Here is a 16,506-nt window from a genome sequence, read left to right as displayed (position 1 = left end):
GGCGGTCGTGAGCGTGCCATCATCGAGCATCGATCGACCAAGTGGAGTCCGAGTGGGGAGGGCGCGTGGCGATGGAGGCCGGCCCTCGCGACAGAGAACAGCACGACGCGGCCCTGGACGACCCGACGGCGGACGCCGCCGGTGACGTGCCGGGGCACCCGACGGACGACGCGCCGCTCGGGGCGCCGGGTCTGACCCCGGACGGCCCCGACGACGCGGTGGGCACCGCCGTCGAGGTGGACGCCGACGAGGTCGAGGTCGAGCTCCGTCCCCAGCGCCGTCTGAGGATCTGGCAGATCGCCCCGATCGTCGCCCTGGCCGCCCTCGGCTCGCTGATGTTCGCGTTCCCCCTCGCCTTCGGTTCGGGCGACGGCGGCGCCGTCGTCGCCATGCTCGGACTGCTCATCAGCTCCTGCGCGGCCGGCTGGGGGATGATGGCCGCCCGCAAGGTGGGCTACACCTGGCCGGGCCTGCCGCAGCGCGGTTCGGGAGAGCGTCCCGACTGGCGCGTCCTCGCGCTCTACGCGACGACCATCGCGGCCCTCGTCGCCCTCGCCGTCTGGCGCGTCGCCCGCCTCCGCTGACCCCGGGTCCGTTTCCACTCCGCTGCCCCTCCCCGGGTCCGTTCCGATCCGCTGCCCCTCCCCGGGTCCGTTTCCGCCCCCCTGCCCTCCCCAGGTCCGTTTCCGCTCCGCTGCCCTTCCCCAGGGCCGTTCCGACCCGCGACCCGACGCCCGGACTCGGGCTCCCCCCCCCCGGTCGGCTCGGGCTCCCCCCGGTCGGCTCGTGCGCCTCCCACCCGGCGCCCGTGCCGCCTCCCGCCCGGCAGCGATGCCGCCGCGCCGGGCCGCCGCCGCCCCGCCTGCGTCCGCCCCGCCCGGCCCCGTACAGTTGATCGCGTGACCAGCACGCAGACGCCGCAGCTCCCCGCCCTGAGGTTCCTGAAGGGCCACGGCACCGAGAACGACTTCGTGATCGTCCCCGACGCGGAGAACGCCGTCGACCTGCCCCCGGCGGCCGTCGCACGGCTCTGCGACCGCCGGGCCGGCCTCGGCGGCGACGGACTGCTGCACGTCGTGCGCAGCGCCGCCCACCCCGAGGCGCGCCACCTGGCCGACGAGGCCGAGTGGTTCATGGACTACCGCAACGCCGACGGCTCCGTCGCCGAGATGTGCGGCAACGGCGTCCGGGTCTTCGCCCGGTACCTGGAGCACGCCGGTCACGTCACCGCCGGCGAGGTGGCCGTCGCCACCCGGGGCGGGATCAAGCGCGTCCACCTCGACAAGGACGGCTCCGTCACGGTCTCCATGGGCCGCGCGGTCCTGCCCGGGGCCGGGGTCACCGTCACCGTCGACGGCCGCAGCTGGCCCGCCCGGAACGTGAACATGGGCAACCCGCACGCGGTCGCCTTCGTCGAGGACCTCGACCACGCCGGGACGCTCTTCACCGAACCGCCGTACGCGCCGGCCTCCGTCTACCCCGACGGCGTGAACATCGAGTTCGTCGCCGACCGCGGCCCCCGCCACGTCGCCATGCGCGTCCACGAGCGCGGCGCCGCCGAGACCCGCTCCTGCGGGACCGGCGCCTGCGCCGTCGCCGTCGCCACCGCCCGCCGGGACGGCACCGACCCCGCCGAGACCGGCACCCCCGTCACGTACACCGTCGACGTGCTCGGCGGGACGCTGCTGATCACCGAGCACCCCGACGGCGCGATCGACATGACCGGTCCGGCCGTCATCGTCGCCGAGGGCACCCTCGACCCGGAGTGGTGGTCGGCGTCCGGCGGATTCGAAACTGTCAACGACTGATGTGTCGCTCGAATGGGTGATCCGATTCACGCTGGGCGAGAGCGCGACTGCGCCACGTGGTGGGCTCGGTAGCATCAAGCACCGGCCCCCCGGGCACGCCTGGCCCGCCCACCGCCGGTCCATGTCGCCGGAGGTGCCCCATGAGCGCAGAGGCCACCAACCCCGTGAGCCCGGCGGACGCCGCCGTCACCGACGCGAGCGTCCGCAGACGCGGCCGGGCCCGGATCGACCTGCGGCGGCTCGGCCGCGCCGCCCTGCTCGGCGCCACCGCGGGACCGGCGCCCCGTGACCGGCTGCCCGACGCCATCAGCCACGTCGCCGAGGCGCACCGGGCCCAGCACCCCGACGCGGACCTCTCCGTGCTGCGCCGGGCGTACGTCCTCGCCGAGTCCTCGCACCGCGGCCAGTTCCGCAAGAGCGGCGAGCCGTACATCACCCATCCGCTCGCGGTGACCCTCATCCTCGCCGAGCTCGGCGCGGAGACCACCACCCTGACCGCCTCCCTCCTTCACGACACCGTGGAGGACACCGAGGTGACCCTCGATCAGGTCCGCCGGGAGTTCGGCGACGAGGTCGCGTACCTCGTCGACGGCGTCACCAAGGTGGAGAAGATCGACTACGGCGCCGCCGCCGAACCCGAGACCTTCCGCAAGATGCTCGTCGCCACCGGCAGCGACGTCCGGGTCATGTCGATCAAGCTCGCCGACCGTCTCCACAACATGCGCACCCTCGGCGTGATGCGCCCCGAGAAACAGGCCCGCATCGCCAAGGTCACCCGGGACGTCCTCATCCCGCTCGCCGAGCGGCTCGGCGTCCAGGCCCTGAAGACCGAGCTGGAGGACCTCGTCTTCGCCATCCTCCACCCCGAGGAGTACGAGACCACCCGCGCGGTCATCGCCGGCAACCCGCAGGCGGGCGACGCCCTCGACGCCGTCGCCGGACAGGTCGCCGCCGTCCTGCGCGAGGCCGGCATCGGCGCCGAAGTCCTCGTCCGCCCGCGCCACTTCGTCTCCGTCCACCGCGTCCGCCTCAAGCGTGGCGAGCTGCGCGGCTGCGACTTCGGACGGCTGCTCGTCCTCGTCTCCGAGGACGCCGACTGCTACGGGGTCCTCGGCGAGCTGCACACCTGCTTCACCCCGGTGATCTCCGAGTTCAAGGACTTCATCGCGGCTCCCAAGTTCAACCTCTACCAGTCCCTGCACACCGCGGTCGCCGCCCCCGACGGCGCCGTCGCCGAGGTCCTCATCCGCACCCACCGGATGCACAAGGTCGCGGAGGCCGGGGTCGTCGCCCTCGGCAACCCGCACGTCGGCCAGGAGGCGGCCGAACCGCAGGACGCCGCCGCCCGCCCCGAGGACGGCGAGCGCGTCGACCCCACCCGCCCCGGCTGGCTCTCCCGGCTCCTCGACTGGCAGCAGGCCGCGCCCGACCCGGACACCTTCTGGTCCTCGCTCCGCGCCGACCTCGCCGAGGACGACGAGATCACCGTCTTCTGCGCCGACGGCGGCGCCACCGGCACGATCAGCCTGCCCGCCGGGGCCAGCTGCGTCGACGCCGCCTACGCACGGCACGGCGAGGCCGCCCACGGCTGTCTCGGCGCCCGCGTCAACGGCCGCCTCGCCCCGCTCGGCACCGTCCTCGGCGACGGCGACACCGTCCAGCTGCTCCTCGCCCAGGACACCCGCCCCGGGCCCTCCGGCGCCCCCTCGGGGCCGCCGGACACCGTCTCCGGACCGTCGCCCGAGTGGCTCGACCACGCCCGCACCCCCGCCGCGCGGATCGCGATCACCGGCTGGCTCCGGGCCCACCCCGAGACCGCCGCGCCCCCGGCCGCCGGCGCCCCCCGGCCCCAGGCCAGCGTCACGGCCGACCGCAGCTCCGGCGCCGAGCTCCACGCCGACCTGGAGGGCGACGAAGCGGCCGCCGCCGTCCGTCCCGCCGGCTGCTGCACCCCCGTGCCCCCCGACGAGATCACCGGCTTCCGGGTCCGCGGCGGCTCGGTCACCGTGCACCGCGCGCGCTGCGCCGCCGTCGAGGCCATGCGCCGGGTCGGCCGCGCGCCCGTCGCCGTCCGCTGGGGCGACACCGCGCAGGGCCGGGTCACCCTCGTCGCCGAGTCCTTCGGACGGCCCGGGCTGCTCGCCGACCTCACCGAGGCCATCGCCACCGCCGGCGCCGCCGTGGTCGCGGCGAACGTCGAACCGCCCAGCGAACAGCGCGTCCGCCACACCTACACGCTCCACCTCCCCGACGCCGCCGGACTCCCGGCCCTCATGCGGGCCATGCGGGACGTGCCCGGGGTGTACGACGTCAGCCGTGCCCGCCGCGCCGCCCCGGGGCGGCGGCGGACCTGACGCGCCCGGACCCGGCGGGGTGACCCCCTTCGGGTGGTGGGCGAGCGCGCCGCCCCGGACGGCGGGGAATCCCCTGGTAGCGGTAGGGCCAGTCCTCCGGAAAGGCCCTGGCCCATGCCGCTCGTCCGAACCCCCCTGCCCCGCGCGCGGTGGCTCCGCTCCGCCGTCCTGGTCGCCGCCTCCGCCGGGCTGGTCGCCGCCGCGCTGCCCGCGCCCACCCCGCTCGGCATCGGCGACCCGCTCTTCCCGCACCTCGGCAACCCCGGTTACGACGTCCTCGCGTACCACCTGGACCTCACCTACCCCGGGGTGAACACCCGGCCGCTGGCCGCCGTGACCACGATCGACGCCGTCGCCACCGACGACCTCGAACGCCTCAACCTCGACTTCACCCACGGCACGGTCTCCGCCGTCACCGTGGACGGGCTGCCGGCCCGGTACGAGGGCAGCGGCGAGGACCTGGTCGTCACCCCGGCCGTCGCCGTCGACGCCGGCGAGACGGTCGAGATCACCGTGACCCACACCAGCGACCCGACCGGCCCCGCCGACACCGGCGGCTGGGTCCGGACCGGCGACGGCCTCGCCATGGCCAACCAGGCCGACGCCGCCCACCGCGTCTTCCCCTCCAACGACCACCCGGCGGACAAGGCGTTCTTCACCTTCCGGGTCACCGCCCCCAGCGACCTCACCGTCGTCGCCAACGGGCTCCCCGCCGGCCGCGCCGACCACGGCGCCACCACCACCTGGACCTACCGCACCCGCCACCCCATGGCCACGGAGCTCGCCCAGGTCTCCATCGGCCGCTCCACCGTCGTGCACCGCGACGGACCGCACGGCCTGCCCGTCCGCGACGTCGTGCCCACCGCGGACCGGACGCTCATGGAGCCCTGGCTCCGGCGGACCCCCGGACACCTGGAGTGGATGGAACGGCAGGTCGGCGCGTACCCCTTCGAGACGTACGGGGTGCTCGTCGCCGACGCCGACACGGGCTTCGAGCTGGAGACGCAGACCCTGTCGCTCTTCGAGCGCGGCCTCTTCACCGAGCCCGCCTACCCGGAGTGGTACGTCGACTCGATCATGGTCCACGAGCTGGCCCACCAGTGGTTCGGCGACAGCGTCTCGCCCCGGGCCTGGTCCGACCTCTGGCTCAACGAGGGCCACGCCAGCTGGTACGAGGCCCTCTACGCCGAGGAGACCGCCGGCAAGCCCCTGGAGAAGCGGATGAAGGCGGCCTACGCGGCCTCCGACGCCTGGCGCGCCGACGGCGGACCGCCCGCCGCCCCCGAGCCGCCCTCGCCCGGCCACAAGATCAGTCTCTTCCGCCCCGTCGTCTACGACGGCAGCGCCCTCGTCCTCTACGCGCTCCGCCAGGAGATCGGCACCGACGCCTTCCGGGCCCTGGAACGCCGCTGGGTCGCCGACCACCGCGACGGCACCGCCACCACCGCCGACTTCACGGCCCTCGCCGGTGAGGTCGCCGGCCGCGACCTCACCGCCTTCTTCCGGGGCTGGCTGTACGCGGCGAAGACCCCGCCCATGCCCGGACACGCCGACTGGCGCAGCCGCCCGGCGACCGCCGCGAAACCGGGATGACGGGCCCGGCCGGGCCGTGCCACCATCGTCAGGTCGGCGGCGCGGCCGGCTCCGGGAATCTTCCGGCGCCCCCACGCGTTGCCACGGACACAGACCCATCGCCTCATTCGACGTAAGGATCCAATGACCTCCTCTTCTTCCCCTTCCCAGGACGAGCAGAGCTTCGCGGAGACGAGCCGTACCGAGAGCCTTCGGGCCGATGCCCTGATGGAAGAGGACGTCGCCTGGAGCCACGAGATCGACGGAGCGAGGGACGGCGACCAGTTCGACCGCTCCGAGCGCGCGGCCCTGCGCCGTGTCGCCGGCCTCTCCACCGAGCTCGAGGACGTCACCGAGGTCGAGTACCGACAGCTGCGCCTGGAGCGCGTCGTGCTGGTCGGTGTGTGGACCTCGGGGACGGTGCAGGACGCGGAGAACTCCCTCGCGGAGCTCGCCGCCCTCGCCGAGACCGCGGGCGCCCTCGTGCTCGACGGCGTGATCCAGCGCCGCGACAAGCCGGACCCGGCCACCTTCATCGGCTCGGGCAAGGCGCGCGAACTGCGCGACATCGTGGTCGAGACCGGTGCCGACACCGTCGTCTGCGACGGCGAGCTCAGCCCCGGCCAGCTCATCGCCCTCGAAGACGTCGTCAAGGTGAAGGTGGTCGACCGGACCGCCCTCATCCTCGACATCTTCGCCCAGCACGCCAAGTCCCGCGAGGGCAAGGCCCAGGTCGCGCTCGCGCAGATGCAGTACATGCTGCCGCGCCTGCGGGGCTGGGGCCAGTCGCTCTCCCGGCAGATGGGCGGCGGCGGCGGTGGCGGCATGGCCACGCGTGGTCCCGGTGAGACCAAGATCGAGACCGACCGGCGCCGCATCCGCGAGAAGATGGCGAAGATGCGCCGGGAGATCGCGGACATGAAGACCGGCCGCGACATCAAGCGGCAGGAGCGCCGCCGCAACAAGGTCCCGTCGGTCGCCATCGCCGGATACACCAACGCCGGCAAGTCCTCCCTGCTCAACCGGCTCACCGGCGCGGGCGTCCTCGTGGAGAACGCCCTGTTCGCCACCCTCGACCCGACCGTGCGCCGGGCCGAGACGCCGACCGGGCGGGTCTACACCCTCGCGGACACCGTCGGCTTCGTCCGGCACCTGCCGCACCACCTGGTCGAGGCGTTCCGCTCCACCATGGAGGAGGTCGCCGAGTCCGACCTCATCCTGCACGTGGTGGACGGCTCGCACCCCGCCCCGGAGGAGCAGCTGGCCGCCGTGCGCGAGGTCTTCCGCGACGTCGGCGCGGTGAACGTGCCGGAGATCGTCGTCATCAACAAGGCGGACGCCGCCGACCCGCTGGTGCTCCAGCGTCTGCTGCGGATGGAGAAGCACTCCCTCGTCGTCTCGGCCCGTTCGGGCCAGGGCATGGAGGAGCTGCTCGCCCTCATCGACGCCGAACTGCCCCGCCCGCAGGTCGAGCTCGAAGTCCTCGTGCCGTACACGCAGGGCGGTCTCGTCTCCCGGGTGCACGCCGAGGGCGAGGTCGAGTCCGAGGAGCACACCCCGGAGGGCACTCTGCTCAAGGCCCGGGTGCACGAGGAGCTGGCGGCGCTGCTGGCGCCGTTCGTGCCCGCCGCGCACTGACCCACCGCAGTACAGAAGGGCGCTGCCCCTCCCCGTCGGGGGAGGGGCAGCGCCCTTCGTCGTGGTGCGCGGTCCGTCGGACCGTGGCGGGCCGGGTCAGCGGGCGAACTTCTTGCTGACCATGTCGTGGGCGGCCTTGGCGCCCTTGCCCAGCTGCGGACCCGCGAGCCAGCCGTTGCCGCCGGCCGGGCCGATCGAGGTGTTCGACACCAGCGCCGTCTTGCCGTTCGGCAGGACGCGGAACCAGCCGCCGCCCGAGGAGCCGCCGGTCATCGTGCAGCCGATCCGGTACATCGTCGGCGTGGCCGGAGCCGTGGTGAGCCGCGTCGCCCGGTCGAGGCACTTGTGCATGATCATGCCGTTGTACGGCGGCGCCGCCGGGTACCCCCAGGCGCCCACCGTCCCGGACTGCGCGGGCGTCGGAGCGGAGAAGTCCACGGGCAGCGCGACGCCGACCGTCTCCTCCAGCGACTTGCCGCCCCGCTCCGGCTGGACGTGCAGCACGGCGTAGTCGTACGGCCATGCCTGGTTGGTGCCGCCCGCGTTGATCCACTCGCCCGAGGTCACGGCCCAGTCGGCCCAGAACTGGCCGTAGGGGTAGACCTCGTGCGGCTGCGCGTTGTTCAGCGCCGCCGGCGACTTGCCGAGGTCGTTGAAGGCGGGCACGAAGGTGATGTTGCGGTACCAGCCGCCGCGCTTGCCGGCGTGGACGCAGTGGCCCGCCGTCCAGACCATGTTGGACTTCCCGGGCCGGCGCGGGTCCTTCACGATCGTGCCGGAGCAGACCATGTGGCCCTGCGGGGAGTCGAAGAAGATCTTGCCGACCGGGGCCGCGTTGCGGTGGTACGGCGTCTTCTCGCGCTGCGCCGTGACCGGCCGGGGCGTCGGGTCGCTGCCGCCGGTGCCGGCCTGCGCCGTGATCGTCTGGTCCGGGCTCTTCGCCGACTGCATGCGGGCGGGGTCCCAGAGGCCCTCGATCACCGGGTTGACGAAGTCCTCGGCCTCACGGAGCCAGGTGTCCTGGTCCCAGTTCTTCCACTCGCCGTCCTTCCACTTGTCCAGGTCGACGCCGTGCTTCTTGAGCTTGTCGGCGAGGTCCTTGGTGAGGTCGGTGCCGGCGTCGCCGGTGGCGGGCGCGGAGCTGCTCGCCCCGGCCGCGGGCTTGTCGGCCGCCGGGGTGTCGGTGGGACCGCAGGCCGTGGCGGTCAGCGCGAGCGCCGTCGCCAGGCCGAGGGCGGCCGGTATGAGTCGTACAGAGCGCATGAAGGAATTCCCCGTTGGTGTCGCCATGGAGTGTTGCCATGGACGTGTCATGAGCGGTGCACAGTATGCCCGCCGTGCGCACACGCGACGGAGGCGGGACCGTACGGCCCCGCCTCCTGTCGTGCCTAGCGGCCGGCGTACTTCTTGCTGACCTCGTCGAAGATCGCCTTGGCCTCCGGTCCGAAGCGCGGACCCGCGAGCCAGCCGGCCGTCGACGGGCCGATCGAGGTGTTCGACACCAGCGCCGGCTTGCCGTCGGCGCCCGTGGCGACCCAGCCGCCACCGGACGAACCGCCGGTCATCGAGCAGCCGATGCGGTACATCGTCGGCTGCTCGGCCTTCAGGGACAGCCGGCCCGGCTTGTCCTGGCACTGGAACATCTTCTGGCCGTCGTACGGCGGCGCCGCCGGGTAACCGGTCGCCGTCAGGCTCTTGATCTTCGGCACCGCCGGGGCGTTGAACTCCACCGGGAGCGCCGATCCGACGGTCTCCTCCAGGGACTTGCCCGAGGAACCCTTCTCCGGGGTCACCTGGATGACCGCGAAGTCGTAGGGAGCGCCCGCGCCGCCGGTGGAAGCGCCCTGGGCGATCCACTGGTCGGAGGTCTTGACCCAGTCGGCCCACCACACGCCGTAGGGCGCGACCTGCTCGCGCGTCGCCTTCTCCAGGTCGGACGTCTCCCGCGCGGCGTCGTTGTACGACGGGACGAAGGCGATGTTGCGGTACCAGCCGCCCTGCTTGCCCTTGTGCACGCAGTGGCCGGCCGTCCACACCATGTTGGACTTGCCGGGGTGCGCCGGGTCCTTCACGACCGTGGCCGAGCAGACCATCGAGCCCTCGGGGCCGTCGAAGAAGACCTTGCCCGACTCGGGGGCGTTGTCGTGGTATTTGGCGTCCACGGCCCGTGCCCGCACCGGGTTCGGAGTGGGGTCGGTGACACCCTCGTCACCGGAGATGTCCTCCTCCTCGACCGGCTTGTCGGGCCGCTCGGCCTCCCGCATCCGGTCCGGGTCCCACAGGTCCTCGATGATCGGGTTGACGAAGTCCTTGGCCTCACGCAGCCACTTGTCGCGGTCCCAGTTCCTCCACTCGCCGCCGCGCCACTTGTCGACGTCGATCCCGTGCTCCTTCAGACGCTTCTTCAGGTCCTCCGGAATCTTGATCTTGTCGGCCGGGCTCGGGCTCGCGGGCGCGCTGGGCTTGTCTCCCGCGTTGTCCTCGCTCGGCCCGCAGGCCGTGGCGGTGAACGTCAGCGCCGCGACGGCGGAGGCCGCCGTCAGCAGCGTGCGCATCGATCGCATCTCGTGATCCCCCTGGGACTACGTCAACTTGTCCTACATGTGCGTGGTACTTCAGCGGCCGGACCCTCCCGGGCGCGACCGACGGCCCCCACTATGCCGGTGCCGGAGGGGACGGTACGCGCCCCGTCCGCGGTTCCGCGCACCGTTCGGTCGTTGCCGTGCCGTGATCCGGGACACGCCAAGAACTTGCCCCCGGCCCGTGATCCCCGGCAGTTCCCGTCGTTGGTACGTACGGGGGACACGACGGTGGCGTTCAGGACCGCCCTTGCGGGCGGCTCCTCACGTCCCGATGTGCAACGCAACCGTTACCGCGGGAGGACAACGAGCCGTGGCCGTGACCGAATCAGCTCCGGCCGTACCACCGGCCGCCCGGACGCACGTCCCGACGGACCAAGGGGGCGGATACGAGGGCATCCTGCGCCGCCAGTCGCAGCGCGAGTCCGCCGCGCGCACCTACGCCCGCTCGCTGCCCATCGTCCCGGTACGGGCCCGGGGCCTGACCATCGAGGGCGCGGACGGCCGCCGGTACCTCGACTGCCTCTCCGGCGCCGGGACGCTCGCCCTCGGCCACAACCACCCCGTGGTCCTGGAGGCCATCCGCAAGGTCCTCGACTCGGGGGCGCCCCTCCACGTCCTCGACCTCGCCACCCCGCTCAAGGACGCCTTCACCTCCGAGCTGTTCGCCACCCTGCCCGGCGAACTCGCCGACGACGCCCGCATCCAGTTCTGCGGACCCGCCGGCACCGACGCCGTCGAGGCCGCCCTCACACTCGTCCGCACCGCCACCGGCCGCCGGGGCCTCCTCGCCTTCACCGGCGCCTACCACGGCATGACCGCCGGAGCCCTGTCCGCCTCCGGCGGCGCCGCCGACGTCAGCGTCACCCGCCTGCCCTACCCCCAGCACTACCGCTGCCCCTTCGGCGTCGGCGGCGAACGCGGCGCCGAACTGGCCGCCCACTGGACCGAGAGCCTCCTCGACGACCCCAAGAGCGGGGTCACCACCCCCGCCGGGATGATCGTCGAGGCCGTCCAGGGCGAGGGCGGCGTCTTCCCCGCCCCCGACGACTGGATGCGCCGGATGCGCCGGATCACCGCCGACCGCTCCATCCCGCTCGTCGTCGACGAGGTGCAGACCGGCGTCGGCCGCACCGGCGCCTTCTGGGCCGTCGAGCACAGCGGCGTCGTGCCCGACGTCATGGTCCTCTCCAAGGCCATCGGCGGCTCCCTCCCCCTCGCCGTCATCGTCTACCGGTCCGCCCTCGACGCCTGGGAACCCGGTGCCCACGCCGGCACCTTCCGCGGCAACCAGCTCGCCATGGCCGCCGGCACCGCCACCCTCGCCTACGTCCGCGAGAACGGGCTCGCCGAGCGCGCCGGAACCCTCGGCGCCCGCATCCTCGGCCGGCTCCGGGGCCTCGCCGCCGACCACCCCTGCGTCGGCGACGTCCGCGGCCGCGGCCTGATGATCGGCGTCGAGCTCGTCGACCCCGACGGGGCCGGTCCCGACGACACCGTCCCGCCCGCCGCCCCGTCCCTCGCCCGCGCCGTCCAGCAGGAGTGCCTCGCCCGCGGCCTCATCGTCGAACTCGGCGGCCGCCACTCCGCGGTGGTCCGGCTGCTGCCCCCGCTCACCCTCACCGACGAGCAGGCCACCGCCGTCCTCGACCGCTTCGCCGACGCCCTGGCCGCGGCCGAACGGGCCCACATCCCCCACCAGCCGGCCGCCCGCCGGGCCACGGCCCCCCGGACCGCCCCCGGACCGTCCCACTGACCCGGACCGCCCCGGCCCCACCCCAAGGAAGCCCCGTGAACCCCACGCCCACCTCCCCGGCTCCCGACACCGAGGCGCCCCTCTCCTTCGAGGACCTCACCTGCCCGGCCACCGGCCGCGACACCGCGGACGAACCCACCGTCCCGCGCCAGCACACCGGCCCTTTCGACACCAGGACCCCGCACCCGGCCTCCGCCGCGGACCCCCTGGACGACCCCGACGCGGCGCGCGCCGCCGACACGGCCACGATCGAGAACCTCCTCCGCTGCTGGGTCCGGGAGAAGGACATCCCCGCCCCAGGCTCCGCGAGCCTGCGCATCCCCCTCGACGCCAGCGGCACCGCCCTCCTCGTCCCCGTCCGCTACTGGTCGCCCACCGGCTGGCACCGCTTCGGCGCCCCCCTCCTCGAAGGGCTCCCGGCCTCCGCGCCGACCGTCGACGCCGTCACCGTCGCCGCCCTGCTCAGCCGCGAGACCGGCCGCCCCGAGGGCACCGAACTCGTCGGCCGGGTCGCCGACTCCGCGCGCCGCACCGCCGACTTCCTCGCCGAGCGCCGCCACCGGCCCCAGCCGCACCCGGACGCCGACCTCTTCCTCGCCGCCGAACAGTCCCTGCTGCTCGGCCACCCGCTCCACCCCACCCCCAAGAGCCGCGAGGGACTCTCCGAGGCCGAGGCCCGGCTCTACTCGCCCGAGCTCCAGGGCGCCTTCCCCCTCCACTGGATGGCCGTCGACGCCTCCCTCCTGGCCTCCGACTCCGCCTGGACCGAACAGGGCCGCCCCGTCACCGCGGAGCAGCTCGCCGCCGGACTCGCCGAGGGCCTCGCCCTCCCCGCCGGCACCGCTCCGCTGCCCCTGCACCCCTGGCAGGCCCGCGAACTCCTCCACCGCCCCGACGTCCGCGCCCTCCTCGACGCCGGACTCCTCCACGACCTGGGCCTCCACGGCAGCCCCTGGCACCCCACCTCCTCCGTCCGCACCGTGCACCGCCCCGGCGCCCGCGCGATGCTCAAGCTCTCCCTCGGCCTGCGCATCACCAACTCCCGCCGCGAGAACCTCCGCAAGGAACTCCACCGCGGCGTGGAGGTCCACCGGCTGCTCCGCACCGGCCTGGTCGACGAGTGGCAGGCCGCCCACCCGGGCTTCGACATCGTCCGCGACCCCGCCTGGCTCGCCGTCGACAGCCCGGACGGCGCCCCCGTCGCCGGACTCGACGTGATGATCCGCCACAACCCCTTCGGCCCCGGCGACGACGCCGTCTGCATCGCCTCCCTCACCACCCCCCGTCCCTGGCCCGGCAGCACCACCCTGCGCTCCCGGCTCGCCGATGTCGTCGGCCGGCTCTCCGCCCGCACCGGCCGCCCCCTCACGGCCGTCGCCGCCGAGTGGTTCCTGCGTTACCTCGACCAGGTCGTCCGGCCCGTCCTCTGGCTCGACGGACACGCCGGCATCGCCCTCGAAGCCCACCAGCAGAACACCCTGGTCCTCCTGGACCCGGACGGCTGGCCGGTCGGCGGCCGCTACCGGGACAACCAGGGCTACTACTTCCGCGAGTCCCACCGCGGCGAGCTGGAGCGCCGCCTCCCCGGCATCGGCGCGGACAGCGACACCTTCGTCTCCGACCAGGTCACCGACGAACGCTTCGCCTACTACCTCGGCATCAACAACGTCCTGGGCCTGATCGGCGCCTTCGGCTCCCAGCGCCTCGCCGACGAGCGGGTCCTGCTCGCCGCCTTCCGCAGCTTCCTCGCCTCCGCCACCGGCCTCGGCTCGCCGCTGCCGCACCGGCTCCTCGAGGCCGCCACCCTGCGCAGCAAGGCCAACCTCCTCACCCGGCTGCACGGCCTGGACGAACTCGTCGGCCCCGTCGACACCCAGTCCGTCTACGTCACCGTCCCCAACCCCCTCCGCACCTGAGAGCTCCCCCCGACTCCGCCCCGTGACGACGCCGGTCCCGCAGGGGGCCGGCCCACCGCCGACGTCCCGATCACACCGCCGAGAGGAGAGCGACTCCGTGTCACCCACCCGCCCACCGGCCGACCCGCCGGAGGACGACACCCTCGACCTGAGACTCGACGACCTGGTCGCCCTCCTCGACGGCGACCTGCTCGACTCCGTCGCCGACTGGGCCCCGACGACGACCCCGGTCGGCTCCTTCCGTCTCACCCCCGTCCGGCTCGAACGGGACCTGCCGCTCCTCACGGGCTGGATGAACGACCCCGCCGTCGCCGCCTTCTGGGAGCTCGCCGGGGACGAGACGGTCACCGCCGAGCACCTCCGCACCCAGCTGGAGGGCGACGGCCGGAGCGTCCCCTGCCTCGGCCTGCTCGACGACACCCCCATGAGCTACTTCGAGATCTACCGAGCCGACCTCGACCCGCTCGCCCGCCACTACCCGGCGCGCCCCCACGACACCGGTATCCATCTGCTGATCGGAGGCGTCACCGACCGCGGCCGCGGCGTCGGCACCACGCTCCTTCGGGCCGTCGCCGACCTCGTCCTCGACCACCGTCCCCGCTGCACCCGGGTCGTCGCCGAACCGGACATCCGCAACACCCCCTCCGTCTCCGCCTTCCTCGGCGGCGGCTTCCGCTACGCGGCGGAAGTCGACCTCCCCGACAAGCGAGCGGCGCTCATGATCCGTGACCGCGCGCTCCGTCACGTTCTGTGATCACCTCTCTACCTTTCATACACCGCTCGGCCCACAGCGGTTCCCACTCCGAGGAGTCCTCGTGTCGACGTCCCCTGCACCCCACGACTCCGCTCAGCCCAGCCCGTCCGCCCCGGCCCCGACGACGCCCGCCCCGGACCCCGCCCGCGTCCCGTCCCCCTCGACGGCCCCGGACGCCGCGACCGCCCGCGATTCCGCTCCCGTGCCGCAGCCGGCGCCGACGGCAGCACCCGCCCGGGCCGCAGCCCCCACCCCGGCCCCCGCCCCGACGCCCTCGGCCGGCCGGACGCCCGCATCCACACCGCACTCCGGGCCCGACCCCGCACCCGCGCTCCTCGCACCGCCGGAGCTGACCGCCGCCGCCTGGACCCGTGCCTCCTCCCGGCTGCTGGCCAAGGCCCTGGGAGAGTTCGCCTACGAGGAGATCGTGGAGCCCGTCCCCGCCGGGGACGGCACCCCCGACGGCCACACCCTGCGGCTCGACGACGGCACCACGCTCGCCTTTCGCGCCCGCCGGGGCTCGTACGGCAGCTGGCGGGTGGCCGCCGACTCGATCACCCACGAGGGCCGGCCCCTGACCGACCCCCTCGACTTCCTGGTCCGCGCCCGCGGCCTCCTGCGGCTCGACGGCGCCACCCTCGGCCACCTCATCCGCGAGCTCTCCGCCACCCTCGCCGCGGACACGCGCCTCGACCACACGGCCCTCCCCGCCGCCCGGCTCGCCGACCTCCCGTACGCCGAGCTCGAAGGCCACCAGACCGGCCACCCCTGGCTCGTCCTCAACAAGGGGCGCATCGGCTTCTCGGCCACCGACGCCGCACGCTGGGCACCCGAGGCCCGGCGCGCCACCCGGCTGCCGTGGATCGCCGTCAGCAACCGCCTCGCCGCCTACCGGGGAGTCTGCGGCCTCGACACCCCCGACCGTCTCTACGCCCAGGAGCTGGACCCCGAGGTCCACGCCGCCTTCCGCGCCGAACTGACCGCCCGCGGCCACGAACCCGACGGCTACCTCCTGCTGCCCGTCCACCCCTGGCAGTGGGACGAGATCCTGCTCCCGCTGTACGCACCGGCCGTCGCCGCCGGGACCGTCGTCCCGCTCTCCGCCGACACCGACCTCCGGCTCCCGCAGCAGTCCGTCCGCACCTTCCTCAACGTCACGCGCCCCGACCGGCACACCGTCAAGCTGCCCCTGTCGGTCCTCAACACCCTCGTCTGGCGCGGACTGCCCACCGAGCGCACCCTCGCCGCGCCCGCCGTCACCGCCTGGGTCCACGGACTGCGCGAGGGCGACCCGTTCCTGCGCGACGAGTGCGGCGTCGTCCTCCTCGGCGAGGTCGCCTCCGTCACCGTCGAGCACCCGCTGTACGACCGGCTGCCGGAAGTCCCGTACCAGTACAAGGAACTGCTCGGCGCGATCTGGCGCGAGCCGCTGCGCCTGCCCCCGGGCGAGCGCGCCCGCACCCTCGCGTCCCTGCTCCACACGGACCCGGAGGGCCGGGCGTTCGTCGCCGAACTCGTGGAGCGCTCGGGGCTGGAGCCCGCGGTGTGGCTCCGGCACCTCTTCGGCGCGCTGCTGCCTCCGCTGCTGCACTTCCTCTACCGCTACGGCACGGTCTTCTCCCCGCACGGCGAGAACGCCATCGTGGTCTACGACGGCGACGACGTCCCCGTCCGCCTCGCGATCAAGGACTTCGTCGACGACGTGAACGTCAGCGCCCAGCCGCTGCCCGAGCACGGGACGATGCCGGACGACGTCCGCGCCGTCCTGCTCACCGAGGAGCCCGACTTCCTCGTCCAGTTCATCCATTCGGGGCTCTTCGTCGGCGTCCTCCGCTACCTCGCGCCGCTCTGCGAGGACCAACTGGGAGTGCCCGAAGCGGACTTCTGGGCGCTCGTCCGCGCGGAGATCCTGCGCCACCAGGCACGGTTCCCCGAGCTGAAGGAACGGTTCGAGCTCTTCGATCTCCTCACCCCGCGCATCGAGCGGCTCTGTCTCAACCGCAACCGTCTGCACCTGGACGGCTACCGCGACCGGCCCGAACGCCCCCACGCGGCCGTCCACGGCACCGTCCCCAACCCGCTCGCCTGAGGCGCGCGCGTGGCCGGGCTGTCGGTGGTGACCCGTAGGC

The 16,506-nt window shown here is 74.0% G+C and carries 11 protein-coding genes; 9 read left to right on the top strand and 2 right to left on the bottom strand.

The annotated features are described in order from the left end of the window. Positions 1-71 precede the first annotated feature (71 nt). From ACZ60W_RS11255 to hflX, 5 genes are all read left to right on the top strand, one after another. On the top strand, positions 72-584 hold the full coding sequence (locus ACZ60W_RS11255) for a hypothetical protein (RefSeq protein ID WP_469755144.1): 513 nt from the start codon (positions 72-74) through the stop codon (positions 582-584). Between the two features lie 315 nt (positions 585-899). Beyond that, a complete protein-coding gene (gene dapF, locus ACZ60W_RS11250; RefSeq protein ID WP_469755085.1) occupies positions 900-1,808 on the top strand; it encodes a diaminopimelate epimerase in 909 nt (302 codons plus the stop codon). A 140-nt stretch (positions 1,809-1,948) separates the two neighbouring features. Further along, positions 1,949-4,162: a RelA/SpoT family protein gene (locus ACZ60W_RS11245; protein ID WP_469755084.1), complete on the top strand. Its 2,214-nt coding sequence runs from the start codon at positions 1,949-1,951 to the stop codon at positions 4,160-4,162. A gap of 114 nt (positions 4,163-4,276) precedes the next feature. Next, positions 4,277-5,755, top strand: coding sequence for a M1 family metallopeptidase (locus ACZ60W_RS11240; RefSeq protein WP_469755083.1), 1,479 nt, complete (start codon positions 4,277-4,279; stop codon positions 5,753-5,755). A 123-nt stretch (positions 5,756-5,878) separates the two neighbouring features. Continuing rightward, on the top strand, positions 5,879-7,372 hold the full coding sequence (hflX, locus tag ACZ60W_RS11235; RefSeq protein ID WP_469755082.1) for a GTPase HflX: 1,494 nt from the start codon (positions 5,879-5,881) through the stop codon (positions 7,370-7,372). A 96-nt stretch (positions 7,373-7,468) separates the two neighbouring features. Here hflX and ACZ60W_RS11230 read toward each other — a convergent pair whose 3' ends face one another. Both ACZ60W_RS11230 and ACZ60W_RS11225 read right to left on the bottom strand, forming a co-directional pair. Next, positions 7,469-8,635 carry a trypsin-like serine peptidase gene (locus ACZ60W_RS11230; RefSeq protein ID WP_469755081.1) on the bottom strand — a complete coding sequence of 389 codons (1,167 nt, stop codon included), beginning with the start codon at positions 8,633-8,635 and terminating at the stop codon, positions 7,469-7,471. A gap of 125 nt (positions 8,636-8,760) precedes the next feature. Beyond that, positions 8,761-9,936: a trypsin-like serine peptidase gene (locus tag ACZ60W_RS11225; protein WP_469755080.1), complete on the bottom strand. Its 1,176-nt coding sequence runs from the start codon at positions 9,934-9,936 to the stop codon at positions 8,761-8,763. Positions 9,937-10,264: 328 nt separating this feature from the next. Here ACZ60W_RS11225 and ACZ60W_RS11220 point away from each other — a divergent pair, with 328 nt between their 5' ends. The 4 genes from ACZ60W_RS11220 (at position 10,265) to ACZ60W_RS11205 (ending at position 16,466) form a co-directional block, all read left to right on the top strand. After that, positions 10,265-11,707 (top strand): diaminobutyrate--2-oxoglutarate transaminase family protein, encoded by a 1,443-nt coding sequence (locus ACZ60W_RS11220; RefSeq protein WP_469755079.1) that lies wholly within the window; start codon positions 10,265-10,267, stop codon positions 11,705-11,707. A 35-nt stretch (positions 11,708-11,742) separates the two neighbouring features. Continuing rightward, positions 11,743-13,623, top strand: coding sequence for an IucA/IucC family protein (locus tag ACZ60W_RS11215; RefSeq protein ID WP_469755078.1), 1,881 nt, complete (start codon positions 11,743-11,745; stop codon positions 13,621-13,623). 97 nt (positions 13,624-13,720) lie between these two features. Continuing rightward, positions 13,721-14,377, top strand: a complete 657-nt coding sequence (locus ACZ60W_RS11210; RefSeq protein WP_469755077.1) for a GNAT family N-acetyltransferase — start codon at positions 13,721-13,723, stop codon at positions 14,375-14,377. Positions 14,378-14,726: 349 nt separating this feature from the next. Next, positions 14,727-16,466, top strand: a complete 1,740-nt coding sequence (locus ACZ60W_RS11205; RefSeq protein ID WP_469755143.1) for an IucA/IucC family protein — start codon at positions 14,727-14,729, stop codon at positions 16,464-16,466. Positions 16,467-16,506 lie beyond the last annotated feature (40 nt).

The organism is Streptomyces sp. NPDC104202 (assembly GCF_055584185.1).
Note: the sequence above shows the minus strand (reverse complement) of the source record. Positions and strands in the feature narration are given on the sequence as shown.

Excerpts from the sequence above, each read along its gene's own strand:
- ACZ60W_RS11255 (WP_469755144.1), top strand. The coding sequence starts at position 72 with ATGGAGGCCGGCCCTCGCGACAGAGAACAGCACGACGCGGCCCTGGAC.
- ACZ60W_RS11245 (WP_469755084.1), top strand. The coding sequence starts at position 1,949 with ATGAGCGCAGAGGCCACCAACCCCGTGAGCCCGGCGGACGCCGCCGTC.
- ACZ60W_RS11240 (WP_469755083.1), top strand. The coding sequence starts at position 4,277 with ATGCCGCTCGTCCGAACCCCCCTGCCCCGCGCGCGGTGGCTCCGCTCC.
- hflX (WP_469755082.1), top strand. The coding sequence starts at position 5,879 with ATGACCTCCTCTTCTTCCCCTTCCCAGGACGAGCAGAGCTTCGCGGAG.
- ACZ60W_RS11230 (WP_469755081.1), bottom strand. The coding sequence starts at position 8,635 with ATGCGCTCTGTACGACTCATACCGGCCGCCCTCGGCCTGGCGACGGCG.
- ACZ60W_RS11225 (WP_469755080.1), bottom strand. The coding sequence starts at position 9,936 with ATGCGATCGATGCGCACGCTGCTGACGGCGGCCTCCGCCGTCGCGGCG.